The organism is Amycolatopsis sp. NPDC043885 (assembly GCF_056435685.1).
This window is the reverse complement of the sequence record NZ_JBWKEA010000013.1, coordinates 173624-188988: the sequence shown is the minus strand read 5'-3', so window position 1 is coordinate 188988 and position 15365 is coordinate 173624. Positions and strand designations below refer to the sequence as shown.

Annotated in this window: 15 protein-coding genes and 1 riboswitch; of the genes, 11 read left to right on the top strand and 4 right to left on the bottom strand. The window is 70.4% G+C overall.

The genetic code is table 11. The features are described 5' to 3' along the window. Positions 1-62 precede the first annotated feature (62 nt). The 5 genes from AC069I_RS30805 to AC069I_RS30785 are packed head-to-tail and all read left to right on the top strand — an operon-like array spanning position 63 to position 3963. Positions 63-932: an STAS domain-containing protein gene (locus AC069I_RS30805; RefSeq protein WP_478227995.1), complete on the top strand. Its 870-nt coding sequence runs from the start codon at positions 63-65 to the stop codon at positions 930-932. After that, positions 929-1315 carry an STAS domain-containing protein gene (locus AC069I_RS30800; RefSeq protein WP_340688076.1) on the top strand — a complete coding sequence of 129 codons (387 nt, stop codon included), beginning with the start codon at positions 929-931 and terminating at the stop codon, positions 1313-1315. Before AC069I_RS30805 ends, AC069I_RS30800 begins: the two co-directional genes overlap by 4 nt. Then, positions 1305-1742, top strand: a complete 438-nt coding sequence (locus AC069I_RS30795; RefSeq protein ID WP_340688075.1) for an anti-sigma regulatory factor — start codon at positions 1305-1307, stop codon at positions 1740-1742. Before AC069I_RS30800 ends, AC069I_RS30795 begins: the two co-directional genes overlap by 11 nt. Then, positions 1739-2749: a SpoIIE family protein phosphatase gene (locus AC069I_RS30790; RefSeq protein WP_478227996.1), complete on the top strand. Its 1011-nt coding sequence runs from the start codon at positions 1739-1741 to the stop codon at positions 2747-2749. The genes AC069I_RS30795 and AC069I_RS30790 overlap by 4 nt, the downstream gene beginning before the upstream one ends. Beyond that, a complete protein-coding gene (locus AC069I_RS30785; RefSeq protein ID WP_478227997.1) occupies positions 2749-3963 on the top strand; it encodes a PP2C family protein-serine/threonine phosphatase in 1215 nt (404 codons plus the stop codon). The genes AC069I_RS30790 and AC069I_RS30785 overlap by 1 nt, the downstream gene beginning before the upstream one ends. A gap of 596 nt (positions 3964-4559) precedes the next feature. Here the strand turns inward: AC069I_RS30785 and AC069I_RS30780 are convergent. Beyond that, entirely contained in the window at positions 4560-4979 is a 420-nt protein-coding gene (locus tag AC069I_RS30780; RefSeq protein WP_478267003.1) for a MarR family winged helix-turn-helix transcriptional regulator, read from the bottom strand. A 56-nt stretch (positions 4980-5035) separates the two neighbouring features. On the opposite strand from AC069I_RS30780, the gene AC069I_RS30775 reads away from it, so the two are divergent. Both AC069I_RS30775 and AC069I_RS30770 read left to right on the top strand, forming a co-directional pair. Then, positions 5036-5560, top strand: coding sequence for a DUF6790 family protein (locus AC069I_RS30775; protein ID WP_478267002.1), 525 nt, complete (start codon positions 5036-5038; stop codon positions 5558-5560). A gap of 19 nt (positions 5561-5579) precedes the next feature. Next, the gene (locus AC069I_RS30770; RefSeq protein WP_478267001.1) at positions 5580-6215 is read left to right on the top strand and encodes a TMEM175 family protein; all 636 of its coding nucleotides are present in this window, start codon (positions 5580-5582) and stop codon (positions 6213-6215) included. Positions 6216-6234: 19 nt separating this feature from the next. Here AC069I_RS30770 and AC069I_RS30765 read toward each other — a convergent pair whose 3' ends face one another. Then, positions 6235-6978 carry a class I SAM-dependent methyltransferase gene (locus AC069I_RS30765; RefSeq protein WP_478228001.1) on the bottom strand — a complete coding sequence of 248 codons (744 nt, stop codon included), beginning with the start codon at positions 6976-6978 and terminating at the stop codon, positions 6235-6237. A gap of 38 nt (positions 6979-7016) precedes the next feature. Next, positions 7017-7168: riboswitch (cobalamin riboswitch) on the top strand. Positions 7169-7248: 80 nt separating this feature from the next. Here AC069I_RS30765 and AC069I_RS30760 point away from each other — a divergent pair. The 4 genes from AC069I_RS30760 to AC069I_RS30745 are packed head-to-tail and all read left to right on the top strand — an operon-like array spanning position 7249 to position 11852. Next, positions 7249-8757, top strand: a complete 1509-nt coding sequence (locus AC069I_RS30760; protein WP_478267000.1) for an ABC transporter substrate-binding protein — start codon at positions 7249-7251, stop codon at positions 8755-8757. A gap of 1 nt (position 8758) precedes the next feature. Then, positions 8759-9700 carry an ABC transporter permease gene (locus tag AC069I_RS30755; RefSeq protein ID WP_478228003.1) on the top strand — a complete coding sequence of 314 codons (942 nt, stop codon included), beginning with the start codon at positions 8759-8761 and terminating at the stop codon, positions 9698-9700. Further along, on the top strand, positions 9694-10479 hold the full coding sequence (locus tag AC069I_RS30750) for an ABC transporter permease (protein ID WP_478228004.1): 786 nt from the start codon (positions 9694-9696) through the stop codon (positions 10477-10479). The genes AC069I_RS30755 and AC069I_RS30750 overlap by 7 nt, the downstream gene beginning before the upstream one ends. Continuing rightward, a complete protein-coding gene (locus AC069I_RS30745; RefSeq protein ID WP_478266999.1) occupies positions 10476-11852 on the top strand; it encodes an ABC transporter ATP-binding protein in 1377 nt (458 codons plus the stop codon). The genes AC069I_RS30750 and AC069I_RS30745 overlap by 4 nt, the downstream gene beginning before the upstream one ends. An 826-nt stretch (positions 11853-12678) precedes the next feature. On the opposite strand, the gene AC069I_RS30740 is transcribed toward AC069I_RS30745, so the two are convergent. Both AC069I_RS30740 and AC069I_RS30735 read right to left on the bottom strand, forming a co-directional pair. Then, positions 12679-14328, bottom strand: a complete 1650-nt coding sequence (locus AC069I_RS30740; RefSeq protein WP_478266998.1) for a polyketide antibiotic transporter — start codon at positions 14326-14328, stop codon at positions 12679-12681. Then, positions 14325-15233 (bottom strand): ABC transporter ATP-binding protein, encoded by a 909-nt coding sequence (locus AC069I_RS30735; RefSeq protein WP_478266997.1) that lies wholly within the window; start codon positions 15231-15233, stop codon positions 14325-14327. The genes AC069I_RS30740 and AC069I_RS30735 overlap by 4 nt, the downstream gene beginning before the upstream one ends. Between the last annotated feature and the right edge of the window lie 132 nt (positions 15234-15365).

Here is a 15365-nt window from a genome sequence, read left to right as displayed (position 1 = left end):
GTCATATGACAATAGTTCACCGGCGTACAGCAGAGCGCGCCCCAAACCGCAGGAGGACAACGGTGCTGGGGACGGACGATGCCCCCGTTCGGGAGCTGCTGACGCGGGCCCTCGACGACGACCACGCCACGCTGGTGGGCGAATGGGTCCATCGGCAGCTCGAGCCGCCCGCCGTGGCGCACACCGAGCAGGATCTCCGCCGCGAGGCCGCCGAACTGCTGGAAGCGCTGCGTGCCGCACTGGGCACGACGATGCCCGCCGACCGGATCGTGGCGCGGGACGGCGCGGTCCGTGACGCGCTGACTTCGCTGTCGGAGCGCCGGGCTCGCGCGGGCGCCGAACCGTCGGCCACCGCCATGGCGATCCTGTCGCTCAAACGCATGATGCTGGCCGCCGTCGAGCGGCACACCGATGACGCGGAACTGCGCTACCGGGCGGCGCTGCTGGTCAGCGAACTGCTCGACAGCGCCGGCATGCTGACCTTCGCGGTCTACGCCACCGGGCGCGAACAGATCATTCGCCAGCAGCACCACCAGATGCTCGAACTGTCCACCCCGGTCGTGCGGCTGTGGCGGCACGTGCTGGCGGTGCCGCTGATCGGCACCCTCGACAGCGCGCGCACGCAGGTCGTGATGAACAACCTCCTCGAGGCGATCCAGACCCACGAAGCCCGGGTCGCGATCATCGACATCACCGGCGTGCCGACCGTCGACACCGCGGTGGCCCAGCACCTGTTGCAGACCGTCAGCGCGGTCCGGCTCATGGGCGCGGAATGCGTCGTCAGCGGCATCCGGCCGTCGATCGCGCAGACCATCACCCAGCTGGGCATCGACCTGTCGCATATCGTCACCCGCGGCTCCCTCGCCGACGCGCTGGCCACCGCGATGCGGCTCATCGGCGACAGCACCCACGCGGGCGCGGTGACGGAGTGAGCGCCGAGGCGGGACTGCCGATCCTGCGGCTCGGCGACATCCTGCTCACCGGCCTGCTCAGCGACCTGGACGACAAGACCGCCCTGCGGTTCACCGAAGAGCTCACCACCCGCATCTCCGACGAAGGCATCCGCGGCGTCATCATCGACATCTCACGGCTGGAGATCATCGACTCCTTCGTCGCGCGGGTCCTGATGCAGCTCGCCGACACCGGACGCCTGCTCGGCGCCACGATGATCGTCGCCGGGATGCGCCCCGCGGTCGCGATCACGCTGTCCGAACTAGGGCTCCAGCTCACCGGCGTCCGGACCGCGCTCAACGCGGAACAGGCGATGGAACTGCTGGGCTGGCGCCGCCCCGCCGAGGCGCCTCATGCTCCCTGACGAACTCACCGACCCCGGACGCGACGTTCCGCCCCTCGAACACGCCGTCCGCGCCGAAGAGGATCTGCTCACCGCCCGGCACGCCGTGCGGTCCAGCGCGGTCGCCGCGGGGTTCTCCATCGTCGACCAGACGAAGATCGTCACCGCGGCCAGCGAACTGGTCCGCAACGCCTACATCCACGGTGGCGGTGGAACCATGACGATCACCGTGCTCCGCGACGACCGCGGCCGGATCGGGTTGCGGCTGCGCGTCCGGGACGACGGGCCCGGCATCGCCGACGTCGACCAGGCGATGACCGACGGCTTCAGCACCGGCGCCGGGCTCGGGCACGGCCTCGGCGGCACACGCCGCCTCGTCGACGAATTCACCATCGACACCGCCCCTGGCCGCGGCACGACCATCACGATCACGCGCTGGAAGCCATGACCGGCATCGTGGTTCCCCCGCCCTCGCGCCACCTGCGCGTCGACCACGCCAGCGCCGTCTACGCCGCCGCACGGACCGCCCGTGAGACCGGGCGGGCAGGCGGGCTGCCCTCGGTGCTCACCGAACGCGCGGCCGTCGTGACCTCCGAGCTGGCGGGGAACCTCGACCGGCACGCGATCAACGGTTCGATCGTCGTGCAGCGGCCCGCGATCGGGCTCGGCATCGACGTCCTTGCCGCCGACGACGGCCCGGGGATGGCCGACGTCGGACATTGGCTGCTCGACGGCAACACCACCACCGGCACGCTCGGCACCGGCCTCGGCGCGGTCGGCAGGATGGCCACCGTCTTCCGGATCCGCTCGGCGCCCCGGTCCGGCACCCTCGCCGCGGCCCGGATCCTCCTCCCCGGGACACCGGCCGGACCCGCCGCCGCGGTCGGGCATTTCTGCCTCCCCCGCGACGGGGAAGACCACTGCGGCGACGCCATCGCCCTCGCCGAACTGACCGGCGGCTGGGCCGCGGTCGTCGTCGACGGCCTCGGGCACGGGCCCGACGCCGCCGAAGCCGCCGACACGGCGATCCGCGTGTTCCGCCAGAACCCCGACCGCCCGTTCCCCCATCAGCTGGCGACCATGCACCGCGCCCTGCGCACCACCCGCGGCGCCGCCGTCGCGCTCGCCCGGATCGCGGCGGGCAGGCTCGAATTCTGCGGAGTCGGCAACGTCAGCGGCACGACGATCAGCGGGGACGGCCGGTCGCGACTGCTGCTCAGCATCCCCGGTGTCGTCGGCTACGCCCTGCCCGCCGCTCAAGTCCGGCACACCGCGCTCACCGCCGGCGACCTCGTCGTGCTGCACACCGACGGCGTCGACCACACCTGGCGCACACCGGCGAGCGCGACGCAGCCGTCGAACGCGCTGCTTCTCGCCGCCGATCTCTCCCACCGTCACCGCAACCCCCGCGACGACGCCGCCATGATCGCCCTCCACCCGGACCAGCTCGGCTGATGCATCCACACCTCGCCCGGCTCCGCCGCCGCCTCCGCGCCGCCTGCGCCGTAGCCGGCGTCCCCGTCGAAGACCGCGCCCGTCTCGTCATGGCCGCGACGCTGCTCGCCGAACCGGCCTTCGGCACGGGCACGGAAGTCACGCTCGAAACCACCACCACCGACGGCCTCCTCGCGGTCACCGTCCGGCTCCCCCACCCGGTCGAACGACCGCGGCGCAACACCCTCCCGCTGCTGCCCGACGCCGAAGACGACACGAGCCTCACCTGGCACCTCCCCACGGGAACCGTCCGGCATCCCGTCCCGGCCGGCGACGACCAGGCCACCGATGAGGAAACCCTCGCGCTCATCGCCCGCGCCGACGCGCTCGCGCAGGAACAGCGGGAACTCAAACACGAACTCGCCGAAACCAACAGCGGCGTGCTGGCCATGTACATCGAACTCGAACAGCGCGACGAACAACTCCGCCGCGCGCATTCCGTCATCTTCCGCGAACTCGAAGACGCGCTACGGCCCGGCCCGCCCGCCGTGCCGGGGCTCGAACTGGCCGTCCACTACTCGCCGACCGACCAGGACTCCCCCACCGGCGGCGACCTCTACGACTGGTTCGTCCTTCCCGGCGGTCAGCTGCACATCACCCTCGTCGACGCAGTCGGGCACGGTGTCACCTCTACCCGCCATGCCCTCACCGTCACCCACGCGATCCGCACCCTCGCGCTGGAAGGCCACCCCTTCCGCGACCTCATCGCCCGTACCGCGCGCACCCTCGCCACGATCGAGCCCGACCTCATGGCGACCGTGATCCTCGCCAGGATCGACCCCGCGACCGGCGAACTGACCCTCGCCAACGGCAGCCACCCCGCCCCCGTACTGGCCACTGTGGACGGTCGAGCGCGGCTGCTGCGCTCCCCGGTCGTCGGCCGCGGGATCGGCTTCCCCGATCCCGGCAGCCCCGAACTCCGCCACCACACCCTCGACCACGGGGACACCCTGCTCCTCTACACCGACGGCCTCGTCGAAAGCCGCAAGGACTATCTCGAAGGCCAAGACCGGCTCCTGGATCTCGCCCCCGCGTACGCCACCCTCCCCATCACCGAGCTTCCCCGGGAACTGGCCGGCCGGATGCACGACGTCGTCCTGCACGCCGACGACACCGTCGTCCTCGCCGTCCGACGGCCACTTCCCGGGGGGAGCCTCAGCAGGCAGGCGGAGTGAACGTCCCGTTCTGCGCGACGACGTCACCGATATCCGCGAAGCCCACGTGATTGTTCTGATGGCTGAGGAGAAGAACCCAGTTCCCGCCCCGGGGACTCTTCCATCCCGGGAACTGGCAGATGGCCGCCACGTCGTCGGCGGGCAGGGGAAGCCATCGTTTACTTGAGGGGAAGGTCAAATGTGGCGTGCTGCGTGCTGGAGGCACGGCCTGCCGGGCCGATCGCGACCCCACTGTCCACAAGGGACACAAAGACACCCCTGCATGCCTGATTTGGGCGTTTTGCGTGGGGGTCGCGAGTGGCAATGATCGTTCTTACCGTCTTTGCCACTCACGACCCGGGCGAGAAGCGGACATCATGACATCAATCGGGCGCACAATCGTCGTGAAGCGTCCCAGGCGTTCTCCTGAACTGCCTTCTCTGCCGGAATCGCACGACCCCGGGCGGACCGTCCCTGTGCCGCAAGGCACGTCGTGGAAGTCGCCGGCGCCGCTCAGTGACCACAGTGGACAGTGGGTGGCGACGCGGGACATCGTCGTGGCGGCCACGGTGCCGCTCCGCGGAGACGCCGAGGTGCCCGAAAAGACAGGGTAGGGCTCAGTCTGCCGCGAGGATTTCGGCCAGCCGGAGAGTGTCCCGGAGATAGCGCTCGTAAGGAAAGCCGGCCGCGATGAGCCCTTCACGCAACTCGTCATAAAGTGGCTTTCCCGCGGCATGGAAGGCTTTCCGGCCGAGGTCGGTGATCCGGACCAGCCGGCGCCGCGCGTGTTCGGGGTCGACGGTGATCCGCACCAGCCCGTCCGCTTCGAGTGGTCGCAGGGCCCGGCTGATCGCCGGGTCGGAGACCGACAGCGCCTTGGCGAGCCGGTGCTGCGTCGTCGGCTCGATGTCCTCGAGCGTGCCCAAAAGCCGTATCTGACTATAAGTCAAACCATCGGGGCCGTCAGCGCGCCGCCGGGCCGCTTCGCCCATCAGCATGACCACCCGGTGCAGCAAGTCCGCGAGTCCGTCGTCCACGATCTCACCATACCAGAGTGTTGACGAGTTAATATTAACTAGGTAAGACTGAAGCCATGGACACCTTCGCTTACCTCGCCCAATCCGCCTTCCCGCTGGTCTGGATCGTCGTGCCCGCCGTCGGAGCCTTCCTCCGTGCCCGCCACTCGACGTCGCCTCAGGAACGACTCGAAATCTGGCAGCGCTGGTGGGCCATCGGCGCCTTCGGCTGCGGCAGCCTGTGGATGACGGTCGCCTTTCTCGCCTTCCCGGAGGTCATGGCCACGGCGATCGGCTTCGACCGGACGCCGTTCATGTTCGAGATCGCCTTCGCGAACCTCGCGCTGGCCGTGATGGGCTTCCGGGCCGCCTCGGCGTCCGCGCGCGAACGCGTCACCATCGGCATCGGCGGCGGGATGTTCCTCTGGGGAGCCGCGATCGGCCACGTTCACCAGTGGTTCGCCAACGGTGACCACTCCCCCGGCAACACCGGCGGAGTCCTCGTCAACGACATCCTGATCCCGGCGGTCATGATCATCCTTGCCGTGCGATCCCGGCGGCTCGCGACCGTCCCGCGGCCCGCCGCGGAACTCGCCGCCTGAGCCCGCGGGAGCTGTCCTCATGACGACGACACAGACCGACCAAGCGACCGGAAAGGCCGCCGCCGAGCGGCTCAGCGTCTTCGTCGACGCGGTGATCGCGATCGCGCTCACCTTGCTGGCGCTGGATCTCCCGATCCCCCACGGCGACACCACCGGCGCCATGCTGAGCTCGATCTCGGACCACGGCAAGGAATACTTCGCCTTCACGCTCGGCTTCGCGGTGATCTCCGCCCACTGGCGCGCGCACCACGAGATCTTCCCCTACGTCCGCTCGCTGAGCGGCCGCCTGATCAGCCTCACCCTGGTCTGGCTGTTCATGCAGGTTCTGATGCCGTTCGCGACGCGGGTCATCACCGCCGAGGGAGCGTTCCCGCTCCGGTTCAGCCTGTACGCGATGGTGCAGGTCCTGGCCTCCGCGTCGTTCGCGCTGATCATCAGGGAGATCCGGCGCGAACACCTGTACGTGACCGACGGACCGCCCCGGGTGTTCGCCCAGAGCCTGACGCGCAGCGTCTGCTTGGCCGCGGTGTTCGGGATCTCCGTGCCCGTCTCGTTCCTGACGGACGACGCCGTCGCCTACCTGTGCTGGCTCGCGGCGCCTGTCACGCTCGCCGTCGCCCGCCGCGTCCAGGACCGCAGGTCGTCCGGCACCTGAGCGGCCTGACCGGACCGGGTCAGCGCAGCGCCGTCAGGACGTAGTCGTCGCCGGACTGCCACACCGGCGCCACTTCGGCGAAGCCCGCTTCCCGGAGCAGCCTGGTGTGTTCCTGCGGGCTCAGCCGGTTGCCGTAGCCGGTCGAGATGCCGCGCAACTCGTCGGCCGTGAACCGCTCCCGCAGCGCGGGATCGGCGGCGACCGCCGCCCACCAGGCCTTCCATTCCTCGTTGGCGCCGACCCCGGCACGGACCGCCCGCCGGTTCTTGACCACCTCGGCGAGGTCGCGGACACCGGGTTGTTCGTCGTAGAGGTGGTCGCCGTTGACGAGCGCTCCGCCCTCCCTCAGCGCTCCGGCGAGGTCACGGTAGACGTCGGCGAGCCGCTCGGGACGCAGCCAGTGCAACGCGGTCGTCGAGACTGCGGCGTCGACCGGCCCCCATTTCAGCCAGCCGCTCTCGGCGAGGTCGGCTTGGAGGTACTCGATGTCCGCCTGCCGCGGCCGGGTGGCCCGGGCGAGGGCGAGCAGGAACGGGTCGTTGTCCACGCCGATGACCCGTGCGCGAGGCAGCCGCCCCGCGAGCCTCGTGGCCAGCGATCCCGGGCCGCAGCCGAGGTCCAGCACCAGCGGCTCGGCGACGTCACGGCATACGTGCTCGACGACGTCGATCAGCACGGCGAAGCGTTCTTCGCGGTCCGCGACGTAGCGTTCCTGCTGGATGTCCCACCGGCGCACCCAGTCCGCCGCGAGCTTCTCGTCCACCGGCCTCCCCTTCGTGATCTTGATCCTGTGTAGCACACCCCTGGCATGGGTTACCGTGGGCGCCACAACGCAAGAAGGTGCCCGTCGGGGGAAGCCGGTGTGAATCCGGCGCTGACCCGCAACCGTGAACGGCCTGGGAAGACGTCTCAGCGCCGTGAGCCGGACTGCCCGCCGGGTACCGCCAGCCCCAACTGTCGTGGAGTACGGAGCGGGGTCCCGTTCACGTGCGGCCGCGCGCCCGGGACAGTGCTCGATGTCCCGGAGGTTCCTATGACGCGCCATCCGCTCACCCGCCGGCGGCTGCTCGCCCTGGCCGCTCTCACGCCGCTGGCCGCGTGCGGGACCGCGCCGGCGGATACCGGCCGGTTGAGGGTCGCGTTCGCCGCGGGCGGCTCGAAGGAGACCCTGGACCCGTCTCAGGTCTCCCTTTTCGTCGACCAAGCGCGGGCCAAGGCGCTCTTCGACACGCTGGTCGCCTACAACGCCGACACCTCGTTGCGGCCGCGGCTGGCCGAGTCCTGGGAAAGCGACGATTCCGGCACACGCTGGCGGATCCGGCTGCGGCGGGCGGCCTTCCACGACGGCCGTCCGGTCACGGCGGACGACGTGCTCTACACCTTCCGGCGGATCGCCGATCCCGCACTGGCGTCCTCATCACGGCAGTACTTCGCGAAGGTGGACTTCGGCCGCAGCAAAGCGGTTTCCCCTGCCGAAATCGAGCTGACACTGACGGCTTCCGACTTCGAGTTCCCGTCTGGCTGGGGCGCTCCCGGCGCGGAGATCGTGCCCGCCGGGACGATGGATTTCACGGCACCGGTCGGCTCCGGTCCGTTCCGTTTCGTCTCGTTCACCCCCGGCGGGCCGGCGGTGTTCCGCAAGAACGAGTCCCATTGGGACGGCGCGCCGGGCATCGACGAGCTGGAATTCGTACCGGTCAACGAGGAAGCCGCACGCGTCAACGCCTTGCTGTCCGGGCAGGTCGACTACGCCCACGATCTCGCGGCCGGTACCGCGGCCCGCTTGGCCGGTGACGGGCGCGTCTCGTTGCTCGAAGCCAAGGGAACGACGATGCAGGGCATGATGCTGCGCGTGACGCGGCCGCCGTTCGCCGATCCGAGGCTGGTGCGCGCCGTACTGTCCGGAGTGGACAGAGAAGCGCTGAACCGCGTCGCACTGGCCGGACGCGGCGAGATCGGCAACGACCTGTTCGGCAAAGGACTCCGCGGGTACGCCACCGGCATCCCCCAGCGCGGCCGCGATGTCGAGGCGGCCCGCTCACTCGTCCGGGAGGCGGGCGCGGAGGGGCTGGCCTTCGCCGTCGAAACCAGCGACGTCGATCCGGGCTTCGCCACCGCGGCCACCCTGATTTCCCAGCAGCTCGGGGAAATCGGGCTGAAGGTCACACCGAACACTCGCGCGTCGAGCACCTATTTCAGCGAGATCAAGACCAAGGGGGTCGCCGCGCTCACCCGTACGGCGACCCTGCCGGTGCCGACGTTCCTCAATCAGCGCTTCCGGACCGGCGGTTCGAACAACGTCAACGGTTTCGCCTCGCCGGAGTTCGACGCCCTCATGGACCGGGCCGCGGCCACCCCGGACGAGAGTGCCCGGCTGGCGCTGTTCGGTGACGCCCAGCGGATCGTGCACGAATCCGGAGGTCTGCTCGCCTGGGGGTTCAGCACCTGGACGATCGGCGTGTCGAAGCGGGTGTCCGGATTGGTGTCCGCGCCGCCGAACACCTTCGACTGGGCGAGGTTCGACCGCGCCCGGCTGTCCTGACGTGCCGGGTTACGCCGCCCGGCGGCTGGGCTTCGCCGTTCTGCAGGCGATGTTCGTGCTGATCGCGACGTTCGCCGTGACCGCGCTGCTCCCCGGCGACGCGGCGTCGGTCGTGCTCGGCGAGCAGGCCACCGACGAGCAGGTGGCGACCGTGCGCCACCGGCTCGGCCTCGACCAGCCGATCCTCGACCGGTTCGGGCACTGGTTTTCCGGGCTGCTCACCGGTGATCTCGGCCGGTCGCTCGTGACCGGCGCCCCGGTGACCGAGGAGATCGCCCGCCGCTTCGCCGCCACCGCCCTGCTCGCCGGGGTGACCCTGCTCGTGCTCGTACCGCTCGCGCTGGGCATCGGGGTGACCTGTGGGCTGCGCGAAGGGTCGAGGATCGACCGGGTGCTCACCTCGGTCACGCTGTTCCTGCACGCGATTCCCGAGTTCGTCCTCGGTCTGCTGCTGGTCGCCGGATTCGCCGTCTACACCGGTTTGCTCCCGGCGACCGCGGCCGGAACCGAGCCGGCCGCGCGCCCCGAAGTGCTCGTACTGCCGGTGATCGTGCTGGTCGCCCGGCAGCTGTGCGATGTCGCCCGGCAGCTCCGGATCGGGATCGCCGAGCAGACCCGGGGTCAGGTGGCCGGGCATCTGCGCCTGCTCGGCCTGTCCGAACGCACAGTGGTGCTGCGGCATCTCCTGCCCGCCGCCGCGGCCCCCGCCGTGCAGCAACTCGCCCGCGCCGTCGAAGGGCTGCTGACCGGCACGGTGATCGTCGAATCCCTGTTCGCGATCACCGGTCTCGGCACAGGTTTCGTCGAAGCCGTGCAGAACCGGGACATCCCGCAGGTGCAGGGATACGTGCTGACGTTCGCCGTCGTGGTCGTGCTCGGGAACCTGGTCGCCGACCTCGTGGCGCATCGGCTCACGCCGCAGCGGGAGCCCGCGACATGGTGAAGCGGACGTTCGGATGGTCCCTCCTCGCGGTGCCGCTGGTGCTCGCGATGGCCGGGCCGGTGATCGCGGGCCCCGTGGAGTCCGTCGGCGCGCCGTGGCAGGCACCGGACGCCGCTCATCCGCTCGGCACCGACGTCCTCGGCCGCGACGCGCTCACGGTGATCCTCGCGGGCGGGTTCCCCGTGATCGGCATGACGGCCGCCGCACTCGGGCTCGCCTACCTGATCGGGGTGCCGCTCGGTCTCGTCGCGGCCGGGCGGGGACGGCTGGCCGACGAGGCCGTGATGCGGTCCCTCGATCTCGTACTGGCCTTCCCGTCGCTGCTGGTGCTCATGGTGCTCGCCGCGACCGGGCACCGTGGGCCCGGCGTGCTCATTCCCGTCGTCGCCGTACTCCAGTTGCCCGCGATCACCCGCGTGGTGCGGGCCGCGGCCTTGGCGCCTGGCTGCCGCACAGCCGTGGAAGCCCTCACCTTGCAAGGACAACCGTGGTGGCGCGTCCAGCTCGGGTACGTCGCCCGGCACCTCGCCGGCCCCGTCGCGACCGACGCCGGCACACGGCTCGGCGTGGTGCTCTACCTGCTGGCGTCGGCGAACTTCCTCGGACTCGGCCTGCCCGCCGATTCCCCGGACTGGGCCGTGGTCATCGAACGCAACAGCGAAGCCCTCTACACCTCGCCCGCGGTCGTCCTCGTTCCCGCCGCGCTGCTGATGGCGTTGTGCGTCGGCACGAACCTCGTCACCGACCGGCTGCTCGCCGCCCGGCGGGTGATCCCGTGACCGTCCTGGAGATCACCGGCCTGTCCGCCCGCGCCGGCGAGACCGTTCTGCTCGACGACGTCTCACTGTCCCTCGAACCGGGCCGGGTACTCGTCGTGCTCGGCGCGTCCGGCACGGGAAAGACCACTCTGGGTCTCGCCGCGACCGGACAGGCCCGCCCGGGGATCACGCTGTCCGGGTCGGTGATGCTGGCGGGGTCCCCGCTGCTGGGCCGAACCGCTTCCGAACTGCGACGGGCCCGGGCCGGCGTCGTCGGCCACCTGCCGCAGCAGCCGTCGGCGGTACTGGACCCGGTCCGCCGCTGCGGTCCGGTGCTGGCCGAACTCGCCGCCCTCCGCCACCGCGGCCGTGCCGCGCGCCTGGCGGCGGCCCGCACCGCGCTGGCGGAATCGGGACTCGAACAGACGTTGTGGCGCCGGTTCCCGCACCAGCTGTCCGGCGGGCAGCAGCAGCGCATGGCCCTCGCCACCACTCTCGTGAACCGGCCACGGGTGCTGGTCCTCGACGAGCCGACCAGTGGTCTCGACGCGGCGAACAGGGCCGTGCTCACCGCCCGGCTCGCGGAGCTTTCCCAGGCCGGGACGGCATTGCTGATCCTGACCCACGACCTCACGCTGGCCCGTGCCCTGGCCGGCGAAGTCGCCGAACTCCGCGACCACCGCTTGGTGCCGTCCCCGACGGTCCCCGAACCCGTTCGCATCGATGGCCCGCCGCCCCCGTCGCCGTCCTCGCCGGTGCTCGTCGTTCGCGGGCTCACCGTGCGCGCCGGGCGGACGACGCTCGTCGAGGACTTCGACCTGGAGCTGGCGGCGGGCAGCCGGACCACGCTCGCCGGCACGTCGGGCGCGGGCAAGACGACCCTCGCCCGCGCGCTCGCCGGATTGACCCCACCGAGCGCGGGCACGATCGAAATCGACGGTTTCCGGCTTCCCCGCCTCGCCCGTCGTCGCACTCGCGCGCACCTGCGCGCGGTCCAATACGTCCACCAGGACAGCCGCGCGTCCTTCGACGAATTCCGCGACGTGCTCGACCAGGTGGCCGACACCGCCCGTCTCCTTCGCGGCCTCAGCCGCGCGGACGCCCGGCTCGAAGCGACGGAGACCCTGCGCTCCCTCGGTATCGAAGCGGCCGACCGCCGCCCCGGCCTGCTCTCCGGCGGCCAGCTCCAGCGCTGCGCCGTGGCCCGTGCGCTTCTCGCCCATCCCAGGGTGCTGATCTGCGACGAAGTGACCTCGGCGCTCGACGCGGCCAACCGCACGCGGCTACTGGACGTTCTCGCCGCCGCTGCGAGTCGGCACGGCATCGCGCTGCTCATGATCAGCCATGGCGACGCCTCGGCTCCGCTCACGATCACGATGAGGGCTATGCCGTGATTCACCGGCTGATCATGGCGCCTCTCGACTGTCCATAAGGGACAGTTTCGGGGCGGCGCACTTTCTCATGTCGCGAAAGCCACTTTCAGGACACCCAGCCCGCCGACCACCCGCCCCCGACGTTGCCGCCCGATTGGCCCGGTTTGAGCGATTTCACTGTTGTGAGCGATAAAGACGGTTATTGAGGGAAGGTCAAATGTGGCGTGCTGCGTACCGAAGGCCCGACCTGCCGGGCTGATCGCGACCCCACTGTCTACAAAGGACATAAAGACACCCCCGCGTGCCCGATTTGGGCGCTTTGCGTGGGGGTCGTGAGTGGCAATGATCGTTCTAACCGTCTTTACCACTCACGACACTTCACGCCGGAGTCGGCCGGCAAGTCAGTCCGGAACCCTGCTGTCCAGGGCGGCGATCTCATCACGAAGTCGGCGAAGACGGCCCGCGTGACAAGGAGTCGATCACGCCACGCTTGCCCTTCCCCTCGATAGAACCACCCTTATCACTCACGACCCGACTTGAAAGCCGTACATATAAGCATCAAGCGGACATCCGGCCGACAAAAGCGTCCTTTGTGGACACTCGGGGAAGGCGGTCGGACGTTCCTGGGCCCTTCGCGAGCGTCGCGGCTGTCCGTGAAGGCCTCCTTCCCTACCTTGAGGGTAGGGAAGGAGGCCTTCACGGATCCGCGGGCATAACGGATCGTCCGCAACGACAGCCCGGTGCGTTCGGCCACCTCGCCGATCTGCATCCGCTCGCCCACACCGGTTCCTTCCTCAGCGCACCCACCACCCTCTCACGTAACAGTACTGTCGCCTCTCCCGCCGGATCAGCCGCTCAGGTCCCGGCGGTGATAGCCGAGGACCCCGAGTGCCAACAACGCTCCGGTGATGAGCAGGAGAAGAACGGTCGCGACCCAGTCGGGTGGCACCTCGGGCACGGCGGCCAGGTGGGAGTACGGGGAGAAGTACGTGAGCCACTCGGGCGCGTGAGTGCTCTGCAGGATCACGGTGAACAGGAACCCGCCGGCTACGGGAAGCGCCCCCACTGCCGCGACCGCGCGCGGTGCCCAGCCGAGCGCTAGAGCGGCGGCACCGAGCGAGAGCAAGGCGACCGGCGCGGCGTTCCCCGCTCCGGCGAGGGCCGCCGTGACGGACAGCGGTGCATCCACGATGGCCGCACCGCACCAGATCATCGATCCCGCGGCGGCCAGCAGGCCCAGCACACCCAGCCCGGTGACCAGGAGTTCGGTGAGCACGATGCGATGCCGGGAAAGGGACAGAGCCAGCAGCGGGGTCAGCCGCCGATCGGTCTCCGCCGCGGCGAAGGCGGCGATCCGCGTCGCGGCGTAGAGACCGACGGGGATCGTGAGCAGGCTGAACATCGCCGCCGCGAATCCCTCGGCGGTGCCGAGGCCTCCGAACCCCGCGGCCGCCGCCAATTCGGCGAACCGCGGATTCTCCCCCAGGAAGCGCAGAATCGACGCGATGAGCACGCCGACGAGCAGGAAGTAGGCCCCGATCGCCAGCGACCAGGCCGCGATGGGGCGCACCGCGCGCCGGACGGCGAAGCCGGTGACCGAACCCAGCAGCCGTATCCTCGGCCGCCGCCTGCCGCTCGAAGGGTTCAGCACTCCCCGGCCGACGTCCCGGCGCGAGCAGGCGAGCACCGCAGCCGTGGTGAGCAGCACCGGGAGCACGGCGAGGACGAGCAACGGAGTAATCCTGTCGTCCGCGTAGGGCGCGGCCAGAGCGGTCAAGCCGAAGGGCGTGCCCCACGAGGCCCAAGACAGCGCGCCGACCCCGTCAGCGAGCATGCGCAGGAACAAGCCGCCGCCGAGCGCCGCGACAGCGAGCCCGGTGGCGGTGGAGCGGGCGGGCATGAGCTGCGCGGCGAGGACGCCCGCCGCGGCGAAGGTCATGGTCACGCCGAAAAGTCCCGCGGCGTGGATGAGCGCTCCCACGGGCCGGGTACCGGTGACCAGAAGCGCCAAGGCCACCGCCGCGGCGATCGCGGCCGCCGCGGCACCCAGTACGACCAGAACCCGCCTGACCTGATCGACCGCGCGCAGACGGCCCGCGAGCAGCAGATCAGCGCGGCCGGCATCCTCCTCGCCGCGGGTGAGCCGGGTGGCGGTCAGCAACGCCCACACCCCGGTCAGGATCTGGACGGGTGTGCCCGTGCGCCAGACGGTGAATCCGCCCGGATCGTCCAGCGCGACCGGCGGCCCGAACAGAATCCGGATGGCGGGGTTCTCCGCCAGTGCCCGCAGCGCCGCACCGTTGAGCTCGCCGGCGAAGGTGGCTTGATACTGGCCTGCCACGACGGCCGACATCCCCGCGGCCGCGAGGCCGACGAACAGTGCCCCTCGCCGGGTCCGCCGAGCGAAGTGCCGCGTGACGGCTCCGCCCGCACTCCCCCGTGCCGCGATCTCCCGTTCCGACCGCGGCCTCATCGTTTCCGCTGGTGTCGTGGTCATCGCGCGGTCTCACCGTAGTAGTCGAGGAAGATCTCCTCGAGCGTCGGTTCACGCATCGTGAGCATGGTGACCTCGGCGGCGGCGAGCGCTCGCAAGGCCGGGCCCGGTGGCCCGGACAGGGTGAACCGCAGGCGCCCCTCGTCCAGTCGCTCGATGTCCATCACCCCTGGAACGTCCACAAGAGACGGTTCCGGGCCCCGATGGCCGATCTCCACCGAAGTACGGTGCAGACGGCGCAACTCGGCGATTCCCGAGATCTCCACCAGCCGTCCGGCCCGGAGTATCCCGACCCGGTCACAGACGGCCTCGACCTCGGCGAGCTGATGGGAAGAAAGGAACACCGTCTGCCCCCGCTCTCGCGCCTCGGCCACGCATCGCCGGAAAACCTGTTCCATCAACGGATCGAGTCCGCTGGTCGGCTCGTCCAGCACGAGCAACGGCGCCCGGCGGGCGAAGGCGGCGACCAGAGCAACTTTCCGGCGGTTGCCGGTCGAGTAGGTCTTGGCGGGCTTTCCGAGATCCAACTCGAAGCGGCGCACGAGTTCGGTGCGATAGCCCGGATCGACGCCCGGCCCGACCCTGGCCAGCAATTCGAGGATCTCGCCGCCGGTCAGGTCGGGCCATAACGCGACATCGCCTGGCACGTATCCCAGCAGGCGATGTGCCCGCCGGACATCGGCGGCGGGAACGCCGAACACCGTCGCCGTCCCCGCGGACGGGCGGATCAGGCCGAGCAGCAGCCGGATGGTGGTGGACTTGCCCGCGCCGTTCGGACCGAGGAAGCCGAACACCTCGCCGGGAGGCACGGTCAACGAGAGATCGTCGACGGCGAGCGTGCGGCCGAACCGTTTGGTCAAGCCATCGACGCGGACCGCTGGGGGACGTGACGGTGCGGCGGAAGACATGGGAAGCCTTTCGTGGTCGGCGAATTCCGTTGCCGACCAGACTTCCCGGCGCACCTGCGGGAAATGTACTCCCGCAGGTGCGCGGGCACCAGAGGAATCGTCAGGCAGTCGTCAGGTTCGGTCCCGCGCGAA

What these genes read in the sequence shown, in the direction of transcription:
- AC069I_RS30735 (WP_478266997.1), bottom strand. Translation starts at nt 15,233, where the DNA reads ATGTCTTCCGCCGCACCGTCACGTCCCCCAGCGGTCCGCGTCGATGGC.
- AC069I_RS30785 (WP_478227997.1), top strand. Translation starts at nt 2,749, where the DNA reads ATGCATCCACACCTCGCCCGGCTCCGCCGCCGCCTCCGCGCCGCCTGC.
- AC069I_RS30795 (WP_340688075.1), top strand. Translation starts at nt 1,305, where the DNA reads ATGCTCCCTGACGAACTCACCGACCCCGGACGCGACGTTCCGCCCCTC.
- AC069I_RS30775 (WP_478267002.1), top strand. Translation starts at nt 5,036, where the DNA reads ATGGACACCTTCGCTTACCTCGCCCAATCCGCCTTCCCGCTGGTCTGG.
- AC069I_RS30750 (WP_478228004.1), top strand. Translation starts at nt 9,694, where the DNA reads ATGGTGAAGCGGACGTTCGGATGGTCCCTCCTCGCGGTGCCGCTGGTG.
- AC069I_RS30790 (WP_478227996.1), top strand. Translation starts at nt 1,739, where the DNA reads ATGACCGGCATCGTGGTTCCCCCGCCCTCGCGCCACCTGCGCGTCGAC.
- AC069I_RS30740 (WP_478266998.1), bottom strand. Translation starts at nt 14,328, where the DNA reads ATGACCACGACACCAGCGGAAACGATGAGGCCGCGGTCGGAACGGGAG.
- AC069I_RS30770 (WP_478267001.1), top strand. Translation starts at nt 5,580, where the DNA reads ATGACGACGACACAGACCGACCAAGCGACCGGAAAGGCCGCCGCCGAG.
- AC069I_RS30760 (WP_478267000.1), top strand. Translation starts at nt 7,249, where the DNA reads ATGACGCGCCATCCGCTCACCCGCCGGCGGCTGCTCGCCCTGGCCGCT.